Source organism: Pseudomonas sp. F-14 TE3623, from assembly GCF_053629015.1.
Genome location: NZ_JBRJHM010000001.1, coordinates 2,005,286 through 2,026,224, shown reverse-complemented (window position 1 = coordinate 2,026,224; position 20,939 = coordinate 2,005,286). Strand labels below are relative to the sequence as shown.

Sequence of the window (20,939 nt, the reverse complement as noted above, 5' to 3'; positions counted from 1 at the left end):
CATTCAAGGGATAAGCAGAGCCCGTATGGATGGCTCGATTGCAACCGAGTCAGATGGAGCGCCCAGGCAAGGGCTTGGGCAGACAGCGACACAAGGGGTGTCGCGGCGCCGACGATTGTTTTGTCGGGCCAAGGGTTCTGTGCAGAAGGAGAAGTTGAATGCCTTACCAACCGAATGACCTCCTGAGCCGTCATTTTCAAGAAAGCGGCCACGACCTCACCAGCAAGGTCGAAGAACAACTCAACCTGGTTTCACCCAACAGCCCCAACATCCCGATTTACCGCGACATGATCCTGACTGTGCTGCGCATGGCCCAGGAAGATCACAACCGCTGGAATGCCAAGATCACCCTGCAAGCCTTGCGCGAACTCGAGCATGCCTTCCGTGTGATGGAGCAGTTCAAGGGACGACGCAAAGTCACCGTTTTCGGCTCGGCCCGCACGCCGATAGAACACCCACTGTATGGTTTGGCCCGAGAGCTTGGCGCCGCTCTGGCGCGCTCGGACATGATGGTCATCACCGGTGCCGGTGGCGGCATCATGGCGGCGGCCCATGAAGGTGCCGGCCTGGAACATAGCTTGGGATTCAACATCACCCTGCCCTTCGAGCAGCATGCCAATCCCACGGTCAATGGCACCGGGAATCTACTGCCCTTCCACTTTTTCTTTACCCGCAAGCTGTTCTTCGTCAAGGAAGCCGATGCGCTGGTCCTGTGCCCGGGCGGTTTCGGTACGCTGGATGAAGCGCTGGAAGTGCTGACCCTGATTCAGACTGGCAAAAGCCCATTGGTGCCCGTGGTGCTACTGGATGCGCCGGGCGGCAAGTTCTGGCAAGGCGCGCTGGACTTCATTCATCATCAACTGGAGGAAAATCGCTACATCCTGCCAACCGACATGAAGCTGTTGAGTCTGGTCTACAGTGCCGAAGAGGCAGTGGAGCAGATCAATCAGTTCTACAGCAACTTCCACTCCAGCCGCTGGCTCAAGCATCAGTTCGTGATTCGCATGAACCACAAACTCAGCGACCGGGCGCTTGAACACATGCAGGAGGCATTCGCCGACCTGTGCCTGAGCGATCACTTCCATCAACACGCCTACAGCGGTGAGGAGCACGACGAACCGCAGTTCAGCCATCTGGCGCGACTTTCCTTCACCTTCAACGCCCGTGATCATGGTCGTCTGCGGGAGTTGGTGGATTACATCAACCTGCCGGAAAACTGGGCCCAGTCCAAACCCCAGGCGCAACAACGCACACGGGAACCGTCCAAGGTAACGTGAGGCAAAAAAACGGCCCGCTATCGAAATAGCGAGCCGTTCATTCAATCGTCCATCCCTCGGCCGCTGAACAAGCGGCTGATCATTTCCATGGAATATCCCCGATAACTCAGGAACCTGCCCTGTTTGGCACGTTCCCGGGCGTCTATCGGTAAGTGCCCAGCAAATTTGCGCCTCCAGGTGTCTTCCAGTTGTTCCTGCCAGTTGATACCGCTCTCGCGCAAAGCGAGTTCGATGTCAGTACGTTGCAGACCGCGCTGGCTCAACTCTTCACGAATTCGCAAAGGGCCATAACCGGAACGGGCACGGTAGGAAACAAAGCTCTCGAGGTAACGGGACTCGGACAACAGGCCCTCTTCCGTCAAGCGGTCGAGTGCTGTGTCGATCATTTCCGGGAGGGCGCCGCGCTGACGCAGTTTACGCGTCAGCTCGACTCGACCGTGCTCGCGTCGCGCGAGCAGGTCCATTGCGGTTCGCCGCACCGCGACGAGTGTATCGAGTACGGCGGTCATCGGATCAATCAGATATCAGCGTCAGCCAGGTCATCAGCCGTCTCTTTGACTGGCGATGCTTTGACGTCCGGCGCTGGAGTCAACAGCTTGTCGCGCAGTTGCTTCTCAAGTTTCGCGGCGATCTCCGGGTTGTCCGCCAGGAACTTGGCCGAGTTGGCCTTGCCCTGACCGATCTTGGTGCCTTCGTAGGCATACCATGCACCGGATTTCTCGACGAAACCGTGCAGAACACCCAGGTCGATCATCTCACCGTTGAGGTAGATGCCCTTGCCGTAAAGAATCTGGAACTCGGCCTGACGGAACGGCGAAGCCACCTTGTTCTTCACGACTTTGACGCGGGTTTCGCTACCGACGACTTCATCACCTTCTTTCACCGCGCCAGTACGACGGATGTCCAGACGAACCGATGCGTAGAACTTCAGCGCGTTACCACCAGTAGTGGTTTCCGGGCTGCCGAACATCACGCCGATTTTCATACGGATCTGGTTGATGAAGATCACCAGGCAGTTGGCGTTCTTGATGTTACCGGTGATTTTACGCAGCGCCTGGGACATCAGACGGGCTTGCAGGCCCACGTGCATGTCGCCCATTTCGCCTTCGATTTCAGCCTTTGGCACCAGAGCGGCCACGGAGTCGACGATGATCACGTCTACCGCGTTGGAACGCACCAGCATGTCGGTGATTTCCAAGGCCTGTTCGCCGGTATCCGGCTGGGAAACCAGCAGGTCGTCGACGTTGACGCCCAGTTTGCCGGCGTACTCAGGGTCGAGGGCGTGTTCGGCATCGACGAATGCGCAGGTCGCGCCGGCTTTTTGAGCCTGGGCGATCACCGACAGTGTCAGGGTGGTTTTACCGGAGGATTCAGGACCGTAGATCTCAACGATACGGCCTTTTGGCAGACCGCCAATGCCGAGCGCGATGTCCAGACCCAGAGAGCCAGTGGAAATAGCCGGGATCGCCTGACGGTCCTGATCGCCCATACGCATTACGGCACCCTTGCCGAATTGACGTTCGATCTGACCCAGGGCCGCAGCCAAGGCTTTCTTCTTGTTGTCGTCCATTAAAGTCCTCACGTAATCAATAAGGCCTGACGGCCAACACCTGTATAAGTAGCCAGTATTATTCCACAGCGTTTCAGGATCGCCTACCCCTGATTTGAGATTTCTCCAGAGGTATACCGCAACAGCCCCTCTAGCGCGGCCTTCACCGTTTGTCGGCGGACCTCGTCACGGTTACCGGGAAAGTACTGCACCTCGCTGAACACCTGCTCACCGACACCCCAGGCCAGCCACACCGTGCCCACGGGCTTGCTCGGCGAACCGCCATCCGGCCCTGCCACACCGCTGACCGCCACGGAAAAACGCGCCCGGCTTTTTTCCTGCGCGCCGCGGACCATGGCCTCGACTACCTCGCGACTGACCGCCCCGACGGTTGGAAACAACTCGGCCGGGACATCCAGTTGCTGGGTTTTCTGGCGGTTGGAGTACGTGACATAACCGGCCTCGAACCAGGCTGAACTCCCCGGAATGCGGGTGATCGCCTCGGCAATCCCGCCACCGGTACAGGATTCGGCGGTGGTGACATGGGCATTGAGAACCTGCAAGCGTCTGCCAAGTTCAGCGGCCAGCTGAGTGATATCTTTCACGACTCTCTCCTGATCGAGCGGAATGAGGCCTACCGTACACGAGCCGATCACGCTTGCAAGGTTCAGGATCGATCAAAATGTTAGCGAACGAGGGCTCTGACATAGGCCTGACACGCCTGCAGGGCAATCAGTCCGCTATCGCCTGCGTCGGTGATGGCGATAATTCGTTGAGCATGCGCCGGGTCAAGTCGGGCTCGCGAGGCGCCATGATCCACGCCGCGGGTGCCGGAGGTGGCTGGCACTGCACAGGTTGCGGTAGCGTCATGGGCATCGAGGAGGACTGACAAGCGCACATCAGAAGTGGCAAGACGATCGCGCAGGCGACCTTGATCACGTTCGGCATCGCTAAGCGCTCGATAATGGGTTTGTTCACTGGCCGACAGCCGTTGTTCCAAGGCCAGACGTTTGTTCTGTTCAGCCTGTTGCTCGGTGGCCGCCGTTAGTGTCAGTTGATTAAGGGTCTCGGCGTGCAGCCTGGCCTGCTCCGCCAGTTGCCGGCCGTAGCGCCAATCCTGAAACTGCCAGGCCAATGCCGCCGAACAACCGGCCAACACCAGCAGACCAATCAGTCGCCAACCGATCAGACCGAAGGCTGGCATAACACCGCCCTCGCCCGCACCCAGAGCTCCAGACGATCTTGCAACCCGTTAAGCCCCCCATTAATCCGGCGAGTGATGCTGTTGAACTGATCGCGGTCGGCCAGTTCATTCAAGCCGTTCTGCTCCCAGAACCATGCTGCTGATTCGGCCGCCCACTGAGGCTGCTCCAACAGTTCAGGCAGAGACAGCAGACGCTCATCGCCAAACAGGCCGAGGCTGCATTGACGGTAATTGTTGCGGCCGGTGATCTGGATCAGGCCTCGGCCACGGTATTTTTGACCGTCACCGTCGGGTTCTGGAGTGTTGCCCAAGCGCGCGGCCTGGGTGCCGGTGTCGTATTTGCTCAGGTATTGAGTGCTGCCCAGTTCACGTACGTACTGCAACTGCCCCGATTCGTGACCGACTTGCGCGAGGAAGGCGGCGATGCGTTTGGGGGTGTTGATGTTGCGGTGAGACATGGCGGTGTTCAGGGCGGAAATGAAAACGCCCGCTTGGGAGCGGGCGTTTGGCATGATGCTTAGAACTTCTTCGTTCGTGACAGACATTTCAATCTATCCACTCTCTTGCGTTAAAAGGAGGCTTAATTGTTTTTTCGAAGGCTGTCTTCAAGCCAGCCGGGTTTGACAGGGCGATATTCGATTCCAGGAAAATTCGGCGCCAATGGCCAATCCCGGAGTTGCTGCCTGTAAGCAAGCAACTCCTTGAACTGCACGGCGGTCAATGTTGTGCCTTCACCCATTTCCAACTCTTCACTATCACGAACGATAAGCCACTGAGTCATTTCCAGCGCCTTGCTTCGCCAAGCCCTTTCAATGTCTGAACTGGATTGCACAGCCAGTAAAATCCGCTCCGGGTGCCCATCACTGTTCAAGGAGAGCACTGTGCCTTCAGGTGCATCGATTACCAGCGAGCCATACTCCTCTTCGCTAACTTCGAACGCATCAGAGGGTATATCTGCCCCATGTAACCCTGAATGATAAAAACCTGAAGTAGCAGGGGAAAAATAATACATATTCAATACCCTATTCCGATAACCCTAGCGGCGATTGAGTTTGTAGGCCAATCCGGACAACGCACATTAATCCCCACAAGTCGACTCACTGACAGATTATTAGTCCATGTCAAAAAAGTTCCGGAGGCCGTACCTTCATGAGTTGCAACAGCGAGAAACAGTGCATTGGGAAACGCCAACGGCCATAAATTGAGATCACCATAACCACCATTGGCGGCCTGACTTGCAGAACCGGTGATCCACTGAATGATGAGGCCACCCATCCAGGAAGGAAAAACGATATACCCAGAGGCGCCAAGCCTCACCAAAAATCCAAGTCTCAGTTTTTTGGGTGTCACAATGGACGCATCGCTTACTCCAGCATTGACCTCGGCCTGTGAGGCTATTTTTGCAATGCCCACAACTGCTTCCGTCGCCTGAACCACTTTCTTTGCAATAGCCTGAAAAACACGCAGCGGGGTCATCAGCTTAGCGATATTGGTGCCTGCCTCTGCGTCCTCTTGACCCGCCAGGCTTTCAGTCTGCTTTTTTGCGATCAGACTGGTAATCGCGGTTTTCAACTGAGCGTTATCATTCTCATCGGGAATCTCCCCGACACTTTCAATAACCCCGAGAATCTCCTGCGTAACGCCATTCCCCCAACTTGCTGGAATCAACGATCCCGGCACACCGGTCAGCGGATTTTCATCCACAAATTTCCCACTTACCAAACCAGCACTGGGCACACTTCTCGGATAATCCATGTCAACCTCTCCTATACGTCGAAACAATCCCTGCCAATAGCATCGGCTAACCAATCAGGAGCCTCCGGCCGGGCAGCTATAGCTGGAAAGCTTTCAGCGGCAGGCCAGTCGCGCAACGCTTGTCGGTACTCAAGCAACTCCAAGTGATGTTTCACCGTGAGCGTTGTAACGCGTCCAAGCTCCTGCTCATCACGATGGCGCGTCGTCAGCCATTGACTGCTCGCAAGAATGGATTGGCGCCAGACACGTTCCTGCGCCCATGGATTTTCGCGCTTTGTATCCGATGTATCAGCCATACCTGATGCACCCAATACAACGGGAAGCTCGAAGGTCTGTCCTATATCGCTAATCGAAGTGCCTGGCTTTACATCAACACCTTCGGGTACACGTACCATCGAGGTCAGAAAATCCGGAGCAAATAATTGGTTAATCTCGTAGTCGCCCGTATCAACCAACTCAACAACGACTCCATCTTCTACACGTGCATAAACGGCCATTATTCGTACTCCCAGATTTCACAAAAGGCATTGCCGCCGGGTCCGCTCAGGCACGAGGCCGAAGCATTGGTCGAGCAGCTGCCGCTGCCTCCTGAACCTCGCGCGCCGGGATTACCATTGCCGTTCACGCCTGTGAAAGAGCCACCACCGTCGAATGGGCTGGCGCCTCCCGCTCCAGATAGAAGCCCCCAGTTGGTGTTGCTCATCGCATAACCACCGTGAATACCGCGAGCGTTGGCCAGATTTCCTCCTGTTACAGCCAGCCCTCCCGCGCCTCCCTGAACAAATCCGGAGGTGTTTGCTACAAACGTCAGAATTTGTCCGCCATAACCTCCCGCTGCGCTCATGTAGGACCCGAAGGAAGCGCCGCCTCCCGCAGCCCCCATCGCATTGCGCGCGGCACCTCCAGCTCCCAATGTAATAGGTATCCCTGCCAACATTTCCGCGCTCACGTCATAGAGACTTTCGGCATAGGCACCTGAGCCACCGCCACCGCCCAAACTTTGATAAGTCGCCGCGACAGGCGGGCAGCCGGCCCCGGAACCACCGGCGCCCACCAACCGCACGCGAATTCGTTTGGCCTTGGGATTGGGGCGGTAGACCGTGATCCCGACAGTATCGAATTGCTTGACCGCCAACAGTCGGCCTACGGCATCGGTGATGCCGTAACCACTTAGTGTGGTAGGGGTGTTGTTCATCTTGGTGAAATCGACCAATGCGCCAATCGACAGCACCAATTGGTCATTTTTGGCTTCGTCAGGTGTCAGCCCCGCAGCCTTGATGACGTTCAGAATCTCTTGTGTCACGCCATTGCCCCAGGTCGCGGGAATCAACGATCCCGGTGTCCCGACGATGGGATTTTCATCGACAAACCAGCCGTTGACCAAGCCGACGCTGGGCACGCTTTTTGGATAATCCATACGTCTTTCGTTCCTCTGAAATAACAAATGAACCGTGTCGATGCGGTTATCGGTGCAATCGCGACCACGGTTATTCAATAAAAAAAAGCCCACGGATACGTGGGCCTGAACAAGGGAATTGAATGGCTTTTGCCTAGTCAGCCAGACCGCTGACGAACTCACGAATAGCCACCAACGCTTCATCGCCAACACTACGGGCCAGATTGATATTGCCCTTGGCCGCGTTCGCGCGGATTTGCGTTTTGGCCTTGAGGCGCAATGTGCGCAGGGTCAGTAAGTTGTCGCTCAGTTGTGCGGCTTTGCTCAGGATCTGCTCGGCGGCCTGTTTGGCCGTTCGGCCTTTGACGGCCCATGCGGAGACGGCCAGCGGTACGTCTTTTTTCGGGTAGCCCGCGTCCTGAAAGGCTTGGGCGTCAGCGGCGGCCTGGGCGTATTCCATGGCTTTGAGTGGATCACCGGCCAGGGCAATGCGTGCTTTGTCTGCCGCGGCATCGACTTTGGCACAGAGACGTTCGGTTTCCTGTTGTTCCAGTTCTGCGACTTTCAAAGAGTCCAACACCCACGTTTCACCATTCCAATCATGGGATGGAGAGGGCTGAGCAGGACGTAGTTCATTTTCAAACAGGTGAAGTTCTTGAATGACATTCATCGAATCAACTCCCAAGTAAAATTGACATTGACTGCAGCGCTGAAATTGATCGCAATACCATTCGAATAATCTGATTGAGAAAAAGCCTTGATACCCATGCTCAGCAAAAGTTCGTCGCTGTCGGCGATCCCGGCACCATAGGTATGTTCGGCCTGATACGCCTGCCAGAGCGAGCGCGCCTGCGTATGGTCAAAACTCGCCGCCAGTGTGGAAATCGTCGTGTCGTTCAGGACATTACTGGTAAATATTCGGACGGCATCGTTAGCAGTACTCCACCCGTTCCAACCGCTCGCAGTCGTCGCTGCCGGACTCAGAAATGAATAGTTACCACCGAGCCATCCCCCCGGAGCAAAGCCCACAACGGTGATAGCTGTCGGATGAGGTATCGGATTGCCGACGACTAGACGTGCAGCCCGGGAAAGAGGATCCAGAGGCAGATAAATCAAACCATCACCGTTCACCGTTCTGGTCCAGCACAACGTAGAACGGTTATAGATCAACCGGACCGTAGGCGTGGTACCGGGTGCAGAAGTTGAAACCCACGCAATACACATATCCAGCGGCGTGGACTGAAATCCACCGCCTGCTGTGCCGTTGACTGTGCCCTTCAACCCCTCAGGTTGTGCGTCGTTCAAAGCACCGCGTTGCATGTAAAACGTCAGTATGTTGCCGACCACTTGTGCCCTGAGGAAATATACGGTGCTAGGCAACAGATCCAGACTGCTCCAAGCCGCAGTGCTAAAGGTCCGGGTTCTGCCCAACTGCCCAGCAACGACTTCCTGACCGATGCTGACAAACACCCCCGCCGGAATCGAAACCTTGCCGCCATTCGTAGCCACAGCAATCGCAGTCACTGGCAAACGCCCATCCGCCGTCGCCACCGTAGCCGTCGGCAGCGAGCCGATTGGCAACGCCGAATCCAGATTCCAGCCCTTGGCCGAAACGCTCTGAATGGCTTGCAGCAACTGATCGTACTTCGTCTCGTCCGGAGTCAGATCCCCAGCCTTGATGACATTCACAATCTCCTGCGTCACGCCATTCCCCCAATCCGCCGGAATCAACGACCCCGGCGTCCCGGTCAGCGGGTTCTCATCCACAAACTTCCCATTCACCAACCCGGCGCTGGGCACACTCTTTGGATAATCCATCCCTCTACTCCCTAGTCATAATTGATGTGCACCTTGGTATGCGCCGGTGCGCTGCGGTGGATCAGGCATTCCAGTGCCGAGCCCGGGTTCACGCCGAAGCGTTCGCCCCAATAACTCGCGCCAAAACGCCGGCCCAGCAGCAATCGCCCGCCTGTATTGAGCGTCCACATGAACTGCGCTTCCCACGTGCCCCAGTGCGCAGCACCGAAACGCGAGCGCCCCATGCGCGGGGCTTCCAGTTCGGTGATGGTGGCGTTCGGGTAGCCCTGGCTTTTGGCGATTTCGAGGTAGTAGCCGACGGCCTGGCTGCCGACCGCCAGCAGGCGGCGACGTACCGCGAGGCGGCGGTCATCGAACAGTGGCGTAGCGCCGAGGCACGGGTCGGGCAGGTTCATCACCCGCTCCCAGTCCGGCACCAGTTCACTGACGCCGGCCGGGTCCATTTCGTTGAGCAGGTCGGCGGCGCGGGCGTCGAGGCGGGCCAATTCCTGGGCGACGCCTTCGAGGACTTCTTCGAGTTCCGGCACCCGTTCAGGGTCCCAGGCCGGGCCGGTGGGCAGCAGGCTGCGCAGTTGGGCATGGTATTGCGCGGCGGTTCTTATGCCCCCCATACGCAACCTCCGAAGGTCAGCAGCTCATTGCGCTCGGTTTCGACATCAGCGACAGGCGAGGTAAGTACATGGTCGTTTTCGCCGCTGGTGCTGCTGATCGCTTCACGGATGTGACTGATCAACAACTTCTGGCCGAGGTCGGCTTCACGGTTATGCAGGTCTCGCAGCTGCGCTTCAACGGCGGCGCGTATCGCGGTGGTGTCGGGGGTCAGCGTCAGGTGATAGACCACCGGCACCTGAACCGGCCGCTGCACATGCACCTCGGCAGTGACTGGGCGCAGGGGCTCGATGTAGGCCTGGACTTCGGCCAGTTGTTCATCGTTCGGCACCGGTTGCGGGTCGTCGTCGCGCATGATGAACAGGCTGACCGTACCCGGCCCCAACAAACCGCCACGGCACCAGGCGCGGGTCACGCCGGGGCATTCCAGCGCCCAGGTTTCATAGTCCTGGGCCGAACCGCCGTGAGGGATGATGCGGTAGGAGCGGATCACCCGCGCACGCAGCGACTCCAGGCTTTCCCGCGCCACACCGCCGTTGATACCTGGCGCAAGCACGGTAAAACTATTGCCGACGATACCCGCAATCGGTTGCACCGGAATCAGCGTTATACCGGCCTCGGCATTGCCCAGGCTGCCGGCCTCGAGCGCGGCGATGGTGGTGGTGTTGAGGCCATTGCTGGTGGTGCGTGCGGCGGTCACTTTGTAGGCGCGACCGTCGCTCGATTGCAGCAAAGTGTCGACATCCAGCACGGCACCGGCGCTGGCGGTAAAGCTGACGCTGCCGCTGGCCGCCTGTGCGGGTTTGCGCGGCTGGTTCAAACGCAGTGCGGCGATCCGTTCCAGGGTCGACTCATCGGCCTTGTCCGGGAGGATCTGCTCGGCGATCCAGTCCAGGTAGCCATACAAGCCATAGGCGGCGCCACCGAGGGTGCGGGCGAGCACTTGCGCATCGGACTGGCGCAGCGAATCGCTGGCCAGGTCGCTTTGGGTGCGCTTGATCAGCACCGGCAGCGAAGGGGTTTCAAACGGCATAGATCACCTGCCAACTGTTATCAGGGTTGATGTCCAGGCGCTCGCCATCGGCCAGGGTCAGGACCATGCGCAGGTTCAGGCGCTGGGCGTCGAGGCGTTTGCTGATGATGTCGATGGCGCTGCAATGGCCGTCGTCGATCAGCCATTGCAGGGCTTCGCGGGCATAGAATTCGGCGTCCATCTGGGTTTGTCGGGTCAACTTGACCCGGCGCAACAGCCACAGCCGCGAACCGATGCGGTCGTCTGCCACCGTAGGAAAGGTGTCGCCCCACCAGCCGAAACGTTCTTCGTCATCGAGGGCATCGTCATCGGCAGCGCGGCGCCAGGTGAATAGGCTGATCAGCACTGAGCGGGTCAGGGCGGCATGCAGGTTTTGGCTGATGAACATCATTGCCCTCCTGCCGGTACGCCGGTCTGGCCATTGCCTGCTTGAACGCCGACATGCACGTGTTTGATCTGGCTGATGCCGCCGGCAATCTGATCGCCTTGGGAGACGATCTTGCCGGTCTGGGTCAGGGTCGGTGTGTCGATGTTCACGGCGCTGCTGGCGCGGATATTGAGCGTGGTAGTTTCGATGTCGATGATCCGCCCTCGCTTGAAGTGAATTTTGTCGCCTTCATCGGTGTAGATCGCCACTTCACCAGCGGCCAGGGACTGGAGGCGATAGCGACGGTCGGCGACCACCAGCACGATGGCGTGGGAGCGATCACCGCCCAGGAAGGTGGCGATACCTTCGGCGCCGGCCAGCGGATTGCTGGTGAAACCGTAGGGTTCGAAGTGCTCCATGTCATCGTTCACTTCGCCGGCGGTGAGGCGCATTTGCAGCGATTGAAGCTTGGTGGCCGAATTGGCGAGCACGACAGTGCCGCGCGCCAGGAGGCGTGTCAGTAGGCTCATTGGGGGTCCTTCAATGATCAGGTCGGACGCGGTCGAGTGTGGGAGCGGGCTTGCTCGCGAAAGCGGTGGGTCAGTTGACTTCAGTGTTGAATGATCAACCGCCTTCGCGAGCAAGCCCGCTCCCACAAGGCTCGGTGGAAGGCTCAGGTTTTCTTCGGAGGCTCTGGATTGGCATCGAAGGTATGCGGCGGTGCGACTTGCAGGGTGGTGACCGAGCCTTGCGCCGACAGCGAGTAGGTCACCTTCGAGATCAGCATGTCGTCATCGAACCCCAGCACCGGATCCTTGACCCGCACCAGCGTGTTGTGACGCCACAGATCGCCATTCGATTGCCGCCAGCCTTGCACCTGATAGGTGGTGGCTTTGGCCTTGCCCACGCGGGTGGCGCTTTCCCAGTTGGCCCGTTGCAAGGCGAGATCGGGATTGATCTGCATGCCTTCGTTGATCACCGTGACCCGTCGACGCTTGTAGCTCAGGTCGGCGGACACCGATTCAACCTCGCTGACCGCTGCACCGCTCTTCTTGTCCGTGCCCTTGTGCTGACCGATTACCCGGTATTCGGAGAACACCTGGCTGTAATCCATTGGCGCGTTAGCCGACAGAATATTTTTGCCCAACTCCAGCGCATCGCTGGCCCGGCCACCACTGCCAGGCCGGGCCAGCACCAGCCGGCCCTGGGCATCATCGGTAGAAAATACCCGGAACAATGTCAGCAAGCGGTCGATGGATTGAAACACCGTTTCTCCCGGCACAATGGTGTGACTGCTGAGCCGGGCGGTCTCGGGAATTTCGCTGACAACAAAGACCTTGTAGGTGATCGCCAACGCTTCGACGATGCTCAATAGCGATTGCTCATGCCATTGGTTCGGACGGTTGGTCGCGGCGCAATCCACCAGATCCTGGGTGCAGGAACTGCCTTCGATGTTCAGGCTGATCTGCCGCCCGTCATAACTGATCGGCGCCTTGAACACATACCCGGTCAGCACCAGATCCTGGCCGATGCGCACTTCACAGGCGTCACCGGGCTGGATCCGTTTGTCCACGGTCTGCCCCGGCCATTGCCAGGTGATGTTGAGTTTAAAGGTGCGGAACTGGCGCTCCAGATCCGCAGTGATTTCCACGCTTTTCCAGCCACCGTATTCCAGGCCGCCGACGGTCAGGGTGACCCGGTTATCCATGTCGTTCATGGTTCACTTCCCGGAAACTTTCACATCGTTCGGCGGCAGGAACCCCGGATGGACAACACCGTTGCGTTGAGTCACTTCCGTGACCCGCGTGGCATCGGCAAATTGCCGATAGGCCACGACGACGGCAGGCAGGCTCTCCTGAAAGGATTTGCTGACCAGCCGCACACCGGACGACGCCACCGCTTTTAGGTGCGCATTCAATTTCTGCTTCAGATCGTTGATGGCCTGATAGTGCGCGGGGCTGGCCTTGTTCAGTGCCAGTTGGATCGCTTCGTTCAACTCCTTTTGCAACAACTGCAAATCGTCGGTGACCGGCACTTCCTGACGGGTGACCGGCTGCAGCGTCTGATGATCCAGCGACGGCTGCGAGGTCAGTTTCACCGGCGTCGACGCCACAGGCATCGAAGCGACCCATTGCGCCACCTTCACCAGCAGCGTGTCCTGCACCAGATCGGCCATGGCTTGCGCCGCCGCCGTGGTGTCCTTGCCGGTGGTGAGCTTCGGTGCATCGGCCTTGCGGATGGCTTCGATCTGCTGGGAAACGTTGGCAATCACGCCACGATAGCCCTCCTTCGCGAAGTCCTTGAGCGATTTGATATCGCCGAGCAATCCCTTGAATTCCGCCGCTACTTCCTTGGGCAATTCCTTGACCGCTTTGACCAGCTCGCTAATTTGCCGGTACTCCTCGATCAACGGTTTGAGCTGTTCCTGGATCACTTCATAAACCCCAGTCAGGCTGTTGCGCAGATTGGCGATGCCGATCCGCGCAGCCTTGATCAGGGTCATGGCCTGTTCGAAACGCGTCACCGCCGAGCCCAGCAGCGTGTCCGCCGATGACAGCAGCAGCTTTTGCGTGCTGACCGTGGCCATCGGAAATTGCAGCGGCTGATCGGGGTAGAACTTCAGGGCAAAGGTCACCAACCCGCCGTCCTGACGGGTCTGGGTCATGTCGCATTCACCGACCTTCACTTGCATCCGCCCCAACCACGGGTGGACCAGTTCACCACTGCCCAGCTCCAACGCCTTGAGCAGTTTGTCGCGCTGCTCCAGGCAATCTGCGCCGACAATGAATGCCGTCAGATCATGGATCTTCGCCTGCTGGCCAAGGCCCTCGAAAAACGGCTGATCGCGTTGTGGATACTCGTGCAACTGGCCCTTGTGGCCGACCGGGGTTTTCGCCTGATCGACCCAAAAACCGACACCGCGAAAGGATGCCGGCAACAAACGGTCACGCCAGTTCATTGGAACCTCCCAGAGACAGCGAGCGATAGCCGATGCGCGAATTGAGCGACAGCCCCGGTTGATTGGTTTGCGGTTGATCGGTGCGCAGCCCGGCCGGCGCGTTTTCGAAGCGCACGGTCAGGCCGCCTTCGAGTTGCGTGCGGTTATTGGCGGCGGTTTGCTGCACCAAGGCGTTGGAGCCTTGGGCCAGGTTGTTCGGCAGCAGCGCCGTGTCATTGCTGGCACCAAAGAACGCAGGTGAGAGCTCGCCCTTGCCTTCGGCATTGGTTTTCTGTTGCGCCGCGGTCAGGCCTTCGACCTGACCGGTGACACTGGCAATGAAACCGCCAAAACCACCGTTGAACATTTCCTTGATCGGCGCGATCAGTTCTTGCAGCTTGCCCCACCAAGTGGAGAACCACTCGGTGACCGGCTCCCAACCTGCCTTGAACATGTCCAAGGGTGACCAATCAAAGAGTCCCTTGAAGTAATCCACTGTCGGTTGCGCCAGCAATTGCAGGTTCTGCCACATCCCCGAGAAGTAATTGCTCACCGGATCCCAGGCTGCACGAAACACTTCAGACGGCGACCAGTCGAACAGGCCTTTGAAAAAATCCATCGTCGGTTGCGCCTGCACCTGCAGGTTCTGCCACATCCCCGAGAAGTAAATGCTCACCGGGTCCCAGGCTGCACGGAACACCTCAGACGGCGACCAGTCGAACAAGCCTTTGAAAAAATCCACCGCCGGTTGCGCCTGCACTTGCAGGTTTTGCCACATCCCCGAGAAGTAATTGCTCACCGGGTCCCAGGCTGCACGAAACATCTGCGTCGGCGACCAGTCGAACAGGCCTTTGAGAAAATCGACCGCCAACGCGACCAGCGCACGAAGCACATCCCATGTCGCCGAAAAGAACGCAACCAGCGGTTGCCAGGTACGGGCGACGTTGTCCAGCACGTTCCAGTCAAAGAGCTTCTTGAGAAAACTCATCGCCGGCACTGCCAAGGCCCTGAGCAAATCCCAGACCGCGGAAAACAACCCCACCAGCGGCTGCCAATTGCTGGCAACGATGACGAACGGATGCCAGGAAAACAGCGTCTTGAAAAAATCGCCGATCGGTGCGGACAGGTTTTTTATTTCCTGCCAGAGCGAACCGAAAAAGCCACTGATCGGTGCCCACGCAGCTTCGATCAACGCTTCGGGCGACCACTCGAAGATCGCCCGGAAGCCTGCCCAGGTCTGCGTCGTCGTGTCGGAGATCGATCCCCACAGCTCAGAAACGAAACCGCTGACCGGCGCCCAAGCCTCTTTCAACGTTTCGAGCGGCTTCCAGTTGAACAGGCTCTGGAACGCTGCAAACGTCGACTCCGCCGCCCCTTGCATCGCTTGCCAGATACCTTTGAAGAATCCCGATATTGGCTTCCAGTAAGCCACAATCAAACCCGCAGTCAGGGCAATCACTGCCGCGACGATGCCAATCGGCGAAGTCAGCAGCCCCATCACTGCAACGAGCCCCATGGCCCCTGCGGTGACCACCGTGAAGGCCACGGCTGCCGCCGTCAACCCTTCGACCAGTGAAGGGTTATTGGCGACAAATTCGCCAACGGCAGTGATCAACGGCATCAGGCCGGTGACCACACTGTTGACGGCAGGCAGCAGCACCTGCCCCATTTTCAAGGAAATACCGTCTACCGCATCGTTGAACTGCTTGAGGTTGGTCGCTGTATTACCGAGCGGCACCTCAGGCGCTTTCAGCGTCGTGGTTTTATTGGATTTTCCCTCGAGTTCATCTTCTGCCTTGATTGCCTTTTTGATGCCGCTGATGAAGGGTTCCAGCAGCCCGCCCCCACTGATGAAAGCGCCCGCATCGAGAGTGCCAAGACTGTCCTCGATGCTTTTCTTGAATGCGCCGATCCTGGCCTTGATGCCCTTGAGCTGGGTGTCCAGCTTCTGGGCATTAATCACGACCACGGACATGTTCACCGTGGTCTGAATGTTCGTCAGGCTCACGCTTTGTTGTAAGTTCGCCATCACTGCACCTGCTGCATCGCATTGATCCGTTGCGCGTGCTCCAGCGATTCGCGGAGCACATCCAGTGGCCTGGCCATCATCTGTTCGGGGTCAACCTTCCAGAACCAGGCCAGGTCATAGGCGACTGCGATCAGGTCGGTGATGGCTCCGACGCCGCACTCATGAAAAAACTCGCGACGGCCCAACTCAGCGCGTTGAGGTCAGCCAGATCCAGCTGGTTGACCGACGACGGCGGGATGCCGGCGCACACCGCGATGTATTTGGCCGCGACGTCCATGTCGAGGCTGACCTCTTCGCTCTTGTCGATCTTGTACGGCAGCGCCTTGATCGCTCGAACTTCCTGCACCGTCGGACGGCGCAGGTTGAGTTCGGTCAAGGGCTCGCCGTGGGCTTCGATCGCAACTTGAAGCTTCACGGCGTTGCTCATTGCCAAGTCCCCTTGATGCCTTCGAATTTCAGTTCGATGGTGGCGTCATCGCCTTTCGATACCGGTTCTTCCACCAGGTAGGCGCCGGCCAATACGTAGACTTTGCCGTTGCTGAATTCGCAGGTGACGGTCATGTCAGTGCCTGCGATCAGTTGCTTGAGCGGGAAGTCCGCGGTGTGCAGCGCCGTCACTTTGAACGACGGCGCGATGTCGGTTTCCTTGTAGAAGCCCGGCACGACGGTTTCCCGTTTAACGGCCATCAACGGCGCTTCGCAGCCGCCGTTGATGGTCAATTGAGCGCCGTCCACTTTGACGTAGCAGGTGCCCGCAATCAGTTGCCCCATGGTGTTTCTCCCTTCAAATAAAAAGCCCACGCGAGGTGGGCTGAAATCACACAGTCAAAGGCAGCGATCAGGCTGCGTCGTCGTACTGCAGACGGAACTGGTTGAGCAGCGCGAACACGCGCAGGCCGTTGATGTAATCCGGCGGGAACAGCACGTTGACCCGGCTCGGGTCCTGAACATCGCGCTCGACGATCAGGTGTTCGGCGAACAGTTCGGCGTTTTCCACGTGGCCTTCCAGTTCGAGCTTGGCGTACTGGGCGATCAGCTCACCGCGAATGGTGCTTGGGGTGACGATGGGCTGGCCGGCGCCGAAACGGGTGCCATCGGAGGCCAGTTTGTGCCGACCGTATTTGCTGGTAATCACACTTTGCAGACGACGCACGATGAACGCCGACTGGTGCATGGTTTCGCTGTCCAGGTAGGAGTTATCTGCCTGGCCGTAGGCGTTCTTCTGATAGGTGGTGATCGAACGCTGAATGCGCACGTAGCCGCCTTCGTAGTACGCGGTAGCGATGCCGTAGTTGAGCAACGACTGACGCTCGGTCAGAGTGAAACGCTCGCTTGCCGGTGCCGGGTCCAGACCTGGCAGGCTGCCGCTTTGGGTCGGACGGCTGGCGTCGGCAGAGATAAACACCGAGGTGCGCGCAGCCAGTGCAGCGGCCTGCACCCAGAACGGTTGCGGAACACCCGGTTCCAGCGCCTGGATGGTCATGTGCTGGTCGTTACGCACCTGACCGGCCGCCACCAGCGTACCGAGGGTGCCGCGCTTGGCGCTGTAGACGTGACCGAACAATTGCTTGGCCCACGACCAACGACCGGTGCTGTCATCCATGACGGCTTGCCAGGTGTTGAGGGTCGACAGATCCGACCACGGCATGCAGATGAACTCGAACGGTTCATCGCCCAGCGCCGCCACGGCAGCCACTTGATCCGGCACACCGGCGCCGCCGGTCATGGCGGTGATCGCCGAGGTCAAGCCAGCCGGCGTTTCTTCGCCGTTGCTCTTGCCCAGGCGATTGAATTGCAGGCTGATGTCATTGCCGCTGTCGCCAGTCCATTTGGCGCTCAGAGTGACCACGCCTTCGGCCGCTGCGGCAGTGACCGGCAGATCGGCGCTGGCATTGATTTTCAACGCCAGCGCGGTGGCTGCTTGAGCAGCCGTGGCGCCATTGACGATGGCCGCTTGAACACGAACGCCGCCGACGTACAGGTTGAGCACGCCGCTTTGCGTCGCCGCACCGGTCAGGGTGAGCACGCCTTTGGCAATGCTGCCTTCAGTGTTGTGCAGCGGCAGGCACCAGATCTCGCCGATCGGATCGGTCTTGCGCCAGGTTTCGTACATCGAGGCGAGCATCGAACCTTGGCCGCCAATGCTTTTTGCCAGCGCCACGCTGGACACCAACACCAGTTTGCCTACATCGGCCGGTGCGATGTTGTCGTTGACCTGAGCGACGATCAGGCGGCGCATGACCGACGACGCGCTATTGGCAGCCGAGTTGTCCATTTCGGCATAAAACAGCGGAACACGGATGTCCGCGGGGATGTTGCTGAATCCGATCGCCATTATTTGGCTCCCTGTGGTTTCGCCGCTTTCACGGCTTTGGTAGTGATATCGCCATCGGCCAGACGTCGACGCCACCAGGCGTTGTCCGGCACTTCACGGCCCTCGAGGGGCAACAGATCGCCCGCTTCCGGGTCCGGCACGACACGGCCCGGGGCCGGCAGCACGGTGATGCGTTTGCTCATGGGGTTACGTCTCCAGAGAAAGTCAGTTCCAGGCGCCCGTCGGGGCCTGGGCGTTTCAGATTGGGGTCCGCCGGATCGATCGCATCGACCCGCACGGTGACCCCGGTAAAGGACGACAAGCCGTCCAGTTCACGCTCGTGCCAACTCTCCGCCGGCTGACCCGGCAGATTGCGACCGAGCTGGAATTCGGCAAAAAAGCGCAGGCGATACAGCACGCGGCTGCTGTTGATGGAAACCAGTTCGCCGCCGTCGTACTCGATGGCCTCGTAGTCGCTGCCGGGCTTGAAACCCACCAGTGCGCGCCAGAGTTCGGCGCGTAGGTCATGCAACAGATCCAGCGCTTTTGTAGGGTCCGTGGTGTCGAGTACCAGGGTGACTTCGAAGCGGTCGCGGATCGGTTGCAACATCAGGTTTTGCGCGAGGCTCTTGCTCGCCAGATCGGCAATCGGCACCACATAGGCGCAGGGGGTTTGCAGCGGGGTGTTGGCTTGCAGCGTGGCGAGGTCGATGCCGGCCGCCACTCGATTGGCCAGGGTTGGGCATTGATCGCGCAGCTGTGTGATCAGGGCTGTAATCTTCATAGTTCTTCACCGGGCAATAAAAAAACCCGCCGCGGCGGGTTTGAGTGAATGGTACTGGTCGTGGGAAACCCGCGTCCTTGCGGGTCAGTGCGCTATGCACTGTGGATGACGCTCCTTCAGATGAAGGGCTCAATGATCCTGAGACGAATCACGCGGTGGAACCTCGCAAACGCCAATTCGCTTGGCGGCCCAGCGTTCGTATAGACCAATGGCCACGTCCGCCCCGGCCATCGCCGTCAGGCAGCCAAACGCACCGGCGGCCCAGATCGACACGCCGGCGGCGTACAGCAGCATGATTGCCGAGACCCCGCAGATCATGCAGGCCCCGGAGCGCAGCGCCAGGCGCCGCAGCAGCGACCAGCCACGGGCGCCTTCCTTGTCGGCGCGCCACATTTCGCCGGACACCCCGCCCACCAAGGCGAGAACGATGACCAGCCAGATCGGCATGTCCAGCAACGCTTGTTGCTCGTTTGTCATGTCACGCCTCCTGGGGGTGATTGATGAGTGATGTGTGTTGAGTTCAAACGATGTCTCTTGAGGTAGGCATTCCAAAAAGCCCGGCACTCGCCGGGCTTTTCAGTAATGCGGTCCTTCGCCTTCCTTTAATCCTGTGTCAAAAAGGAAGCTGACTTTTCGGCGCTACTGGCGCGGTACGAGTCCATTCAAATTGTTTTTCCGACCGCGGTCCCTGCCCGCCGGATAACTGCTTCTGGTGCTTTACGCTGCACACCCGGGTCAGTTGCCAACCCTCTGAACCGTTGAGGCCGGTTCATCGCTGCCTTTGTGGTGGAACTAAAGAGCTTCGTTTCAAGCCGCTTTGTTGAGCTGCTTGAGACAAAGAATATGCATGGATGCATATACAGTCAATGCACAAATGCATTTATTTATGCACGACAAATGCACGGACGCATAAAAGCCCCGCTGGCAAAGGCGTTGGCGGTTTTGAGCAGGCGAAAAAAAACCCGCCGGGCAGCGGGTTTTATCTGACAGCATTGAGGTTAACGGGCGTACATGCCCCACCAGAAGACGTGACCGAGGATGACAATCTGCTCTTCCTGGATTTCCTGGAAGCTGTAGTCCTCGTCCGGATGCTCATCGCGATTGAAACTGCGCAGGCGAATCCCTGTCGGCAGGCGATAAAGCTGTTTCACCCGCAACTGGCCGTTGTGGTTGATGGCGTACAGGTCGCCATCGACGATGTCGCCAATCCCGCATTTACCGGCATTCACCCCGACCGTGGCGCCATCGCGCAGCACCGGCAACATGCTGTTGCCGCGCACAGTCACGCATTTGGCCTGGTCGAACTGCACCCCGTTGTGGCGCAGGCTGCGCTTGCCGAAGCGCAGGCTAGAGCGCTCGCTTTCTTCGATGACGAATCTTCCTGATCCAGCAGCCAATTCAACCTCGCGAAGAAAGGGGACCGACACCTCGTCGTCATCGACTGGCGTATCGTCGTCCCACAGGCTTATGTCCTTGAGTTCCGAATGCGACTCATCGCGCCCAGCACTGGCGGCGTGCGCGACATCCGCGCGGCCACGCAACTGATCGGTGCTCACGGCAAAGTAATCGGCAATCTTCGAAATATGTTTATCCGAGGGATCGACGATCTTCCCGCTGAGGATCCGCGAGAGAGTGGATTGAGGCACGCCAGTGCGACGGTGAAGCTCCGTGGGGGAGATCCCGTGCTGATCGAGCAGTGCTCTTAAGACGGTAGAAACATTGCGTTTTTGCATAACGTGCATAGTGCTTGATCTTTTTTCGGAAGACAAATGCTGATTCGCATAGATCATGCATAGCCAGCAGAAACGTACCCGGAGGCTTTCATGCCTGCGTCAGGCAGACCGCCCATGGTAATCTTGCGCCCAT

At 58.6% G+C, this 20,939-nt stretch carries 26 protein-coding genes; 1 reads left to right on the top strand and 25 read right to left on the bottom strand.

What is annotated here, in order from left to right:
* The first annotated feature begins 158 nt into the window (after nucleotides 1-158).
* Nucleotides 159-1,277: an LOG family protein gene (locus AB7M29_RS09125; RefSeq protein WP_123360605.1), complete on the top strand. Its 1,119-nt coding sequence runs from the start codon at nucleotides 159-161 to the stop codon at nucleotides 1,275-1,277.
* Between the two features lie 41 nt (nucleotides 1,278-1,318).
* Here AB7M29_RS09125 and recX read toward each other — a convergent pair whose 3' ends face one another.
* From recX to AB7M29_RS09000, 25 genes are all read right to left on the bottom strand, one after another.
* Complete coding sequence (recX, locus tag AB7M29_RS09120; RefSeq protein ID WP_048393833.1) at nucleotides 1,319-1,786, bottom strand: recombination regulator RecX; 468 nt, start codon at nucleotides 1,784-1,786, stop codon at nucleotides 1,319-1,321.
* Between the two features lie 8 nt (nucleotides 1,787-1,794).
* Nucleotides 1,795-2,847: a recombinase RecA gene (gene recA / locus AB7M29_RS09115; RefSeq protein ID WP_007907270.1), complete on the bottom strand. Its 1,053-nt coding sequence runs from the start codon at nucleotides 2,845-2,847 to the stop codon at nucleotides 1,795-1,797.
* Nucleotides 2,848-2,930: 83 nt separating this feature from the next.
* Complete coding sequence (locus AB7M29_RS09110; RefSeq protein WP_454246732.1) at nucleotides 2,931-3,431, bottom strand: CinA family protein; 501 nt, start codon at nucleotides 3,429-3,431, stop codon at nucleotides 2,931-2,933.
* Between the two features lie 80 nt (nucleotides 3,432-3,511).
* On the bottom strand, nucleotides 3,512-4,030 hold the full coding sequence (locus AB7M29_RS09105; RefSeq protein ID WP_454246731.1) for a lysis protein: 519 nt from the start codon (nucleotides 4,028-4,030) through the stop codon (nucleotides 3,512-3,514).
* On the bottom strand, nucleotides 4,012-4,575 hold the full coding sequence (locus tag AB7M29_RS09100; RefSeq protein WP_454246730.1) for a glycoside hydrolase family 19 protein: 564 nt from the start codon (nucleotides 4,573-4,575) through the stop codon (nucleotides 4,012-4,014). The genes AB7M29_RS09105 and AB7M29_RS09100 overlap by 19 nt, the downstream gene beginning before the upstream one ends.
* A gap of 35 nt (nucleotides 4,576-4,610) precedes the next feature.
* Nucleotides 4,611-5,042 carry a phage tail assembly chaperone gene (locus AB7M29_RS09095; protein WP_217856716.1) on the bottom strand — a complete coding sequence of 144 codons (432 nt, stop codon included), beginning with the start codon at nucleotides 5,040-5,042 and terminating at the stop codon, nucleotides 4,611-4,613.
* A 2-nt stretch (nucleotides 5,043-5,044) separates the two neighbouring features.
* Nucleotides 5,045-5,785 (bottom strand): gp53-like domain-containing protein, encoded by a 741-nt coding sequence (locus AB7M29_RS09090; RefSeq protein WP_454246729.1) that lies wholly within the window; start codon nucleotides 5,783-5,785, stop codon nucleotides 5,045-5,047.
* An 11-nt stretch (nucleotides 5,786-5,796) separates the two neighbouring features.
* Nucleotides 5,797-6,282: a phage tail assembly chaperone gene (locus AB7M29_RS09085; RefSeq protein WP_217856718.1), complete on the bottom strand. Its 486-nt coding sequence runs from the start codon at nucleotides 6,280-6,282 to the stop codon at nucleotides 5,797-5,799.
* The gene (locus AB7M29_RS09080; protein ID WP_217856804.1) at nucleotides 6,282-7,202 is read right to left on the bottom strand and encodes a glycine-rich domain-containing protein; all 921 of its coding nucleotides are present in this window, start codon (nucleotides 7,200-7,202) and stop codon (nucleotides 6,282-6,284) included. Before AB7M29_RS09080 ends, AB7M29_RS09085 begins: the two co-directional genes overlap by 1 nt.
* A gap of 133 nt (nucleotides 7,203-7,335) precedes the next feature.
* Nucleotides 7,336-7,851 carry a phage tail protein gene (locus AB7M29_RS09075; RefSeq protein WP_217856719.1) on the bottom strand — a complete coding sequence of 172 codons (516 nt, stop codon included), beginning with the start codon at nucleotides 7,849-7,851 and terminating at the stop codon, nucleotides 7,336-7,338.
* A complete protein-coding gene (locus tag AB7M29_RS09070; protein ID WP_217856720.1) occupies nucleotides 7,848-8,999 on the bottom strand; it encodes a phage tail protein in 1,152 nt (383 codons plus the stop codon). The genes AB7M29_RS09075 and AB7M29_RS09070 overlap by 4 nt, the downstream gene beginning before the upstream one ends.
* An 11-nt stretch (nucleotides 9,000-9,010) precedes the next feature.
* The gene (locus AB7M29_RS09065; RefSeq protein ID WP_123719827.1) at nucleotides 9,011-9,610 is read right to left on the bottom strand and encodes a YmfQ family protein; all 600 of its coding nucleotides are present in this window, start codon (nucleotides 9,608-9,610) and stop codon (nucleotides 9,011-9,013) included.
* Complete coding sequence (locus tag AB7M29_RS09060) at nucleotides 9,598-10,641, bottom strand: baseplate J/gp47 family protein (RefSeq protein ID WP_454246728.1); 1,044 nt, start codon at nucleotides 10,639-10,641, stop codon at nucleotides 9,598-9,600. Before AB7M29_RS09060 ends, AB7M29_RS09065 begins: the two co-directional genes overlap by 13 nt.
* A complete protein-coding gene (locus AB7M29_RS09055) occupies nucleotides 10,631-11,029 on the bottom strand; it encodes a phage GP46 family protein (RefSeq protein ID WP_217856722.1) in 399 nt (132 codons plus the stop codon). Before AB7M29_RS09055 ends, AB7M29_RS09060 begins: the two co-directional genes overlap by 11 nt.
* Nucleotides 11,029-11,538 carry a phage baseplate assembly protein V gene (locus AB7M29_RS09050; RefSeq protein WP_454246727.1) on the bottom strand — a complete coding sequence of 170 codons (510 nt, stop codon included), beginning with the start codon at nucleotides 11,536-11,538 and terminating at the stop codon, nucleotides 11,029-11,031. The genes AB7M29_RS09055 and AB7M29_RS09050 overlap by 1 nt, the downstream gene beginning before the upstream one ends.
* Before the next feature lie 143 nt (nucleotides 11,539-11,681).
* Nucleotides 11,682-12,725: a phage baseplate assembly protein gene (locus AB7M29_RS09045; RefSeq protein ID WP_123719830.1), complete on the bottom strand. Its 1,044-nt coding sequence runs from the start codon at nucleotides 12,723-12,725 to the stop codon at nucleotides 11,682-11,684.
* A gap of 3 nt (nucleotides 12,726-12,728) precedes the next feature.
* Nucleotides 12,729-13,967 carry a DNA circularization protein gene (locus AB7M29_RS09040; RefSeq protein ID WP_454246726.1) on the bottom strand — a complete coding sequence of 413 codons (1,239 nt, stop codon included), beginning with the start codon at nucleotides 13,965-13,967 and terminating at the stop codon, nucleotides 12,729-12,731.
* A complete protein-coding gene (locus AB7M29_RS09035) occupies nucleotides 13,954-15,975 on the bottom strand; it encodes a phage tail protein (RefSeq protein WP_454246725.1) in 2,022 nt (673 codons plus the stop codon). Before AB7M29_RS09035 ends, AB7M29_RS09040 begins: the two co-directional genes overlap by 14 nt.
* 130 nt (nucleotides 15,976-16,105) lie before the next feature.
* Complete coding sequence (locus AB7M29_RS09030; RefSeq protein WP_123719832.1) at nucleotides 16,106-16,402, bottom strand: phage tail assembly protein; 297 nt, start codon at nucleotides 16,400-16,402, stop codon at nucleotides 16,106-16,108.
* Nucleotides 16,399-16,746 carry a phage tail tube protein gene (locus tag AB7M29_RS09025; protein ID WP_007907215.1) on the bottom strand — a complete coding sequence of 116 codons (348 nt, stop codon included), beginning with the start codon at nucleotides 16,744-16,746 and terminating at the stop codon, nucleotides 16,399-16,401. Before AB7M29_RS09025 ends, AB7M29_RS09030 begins: the two co-directional genes overlap by 4 nt.
* A 67-nt stretch (nucleotides 16,747-16,813) precedes the next feature.
* The gene (locus tag AB7M29_RS09020; RefSeq protein WP_217856725.1) at nucleotides 16,814-18,310 is read right to left on the bottom strand and encodes a phage tail sheath subtilisin-like domain-containing protein; all 1,497 of its coding nucleotides are present in this window, start codon (nucleotides 18,308-18,310) and stop codon (nucleotides 16,814-16,816) included.
* On the bottom strand, nucleotides 18,310-18,492 hold the full coding sequence (locus AB7M29_RS09015; protein WP_007907211.1) for a DUF2635 domain-containing protein: 183 nt from the start codon (nucleotides 18,490-18,492) through the stop codon (nucleotides 18,310-18,312). Before AB7M29_RS09015 ends, AB7M29_RS09020 begins: the two co-directional genes overlap by 1 nt.
* Complete coding sequence (locus AB7M29_RS09010; protein ID WP_217856726.1) at nucleotides 18,489-19,073, bottom strand: phage tail terminator protein; 585 nt, start codon at nucleotides 19,071-19,073, stop codon at nucleotides 18,489-18,491. The genes AB7M29_RS09015 and AB7M29_RS09010 overlap by 4 nt, the downstream gene beginning before the upstream one ends.
* 129 nt (nucleotides 19,074-19,202) lie before the next feature.
* On the bottom strand, nucleotides 19,203-19,550 hold the full coding sequence (locus AB7M29_RS09005; protein ID WP_217856727.1) for a phage holin family protein: 348 nt from the start codon (nucleotides 19,548-19,550) through the stop codon (nucleotides 19,203-19,205).
* A 521-nt stretch (nucleotides 19,551-20,071) separates the two neighbouring features.
* Complete coding sequence (locus tag AB7M29_RS09000) at nucleotides 20,072-20,806, bottom strand: XRE family transcriptional regulator (protein ID WP_217856806.1); 735 nt, start codon at nucleotides 20,804-20,806, stop codon at nucleotides 20,072-20,074.
* Nucleotides 20,807-20,939 lie beyond the last annotated feature (133 nt).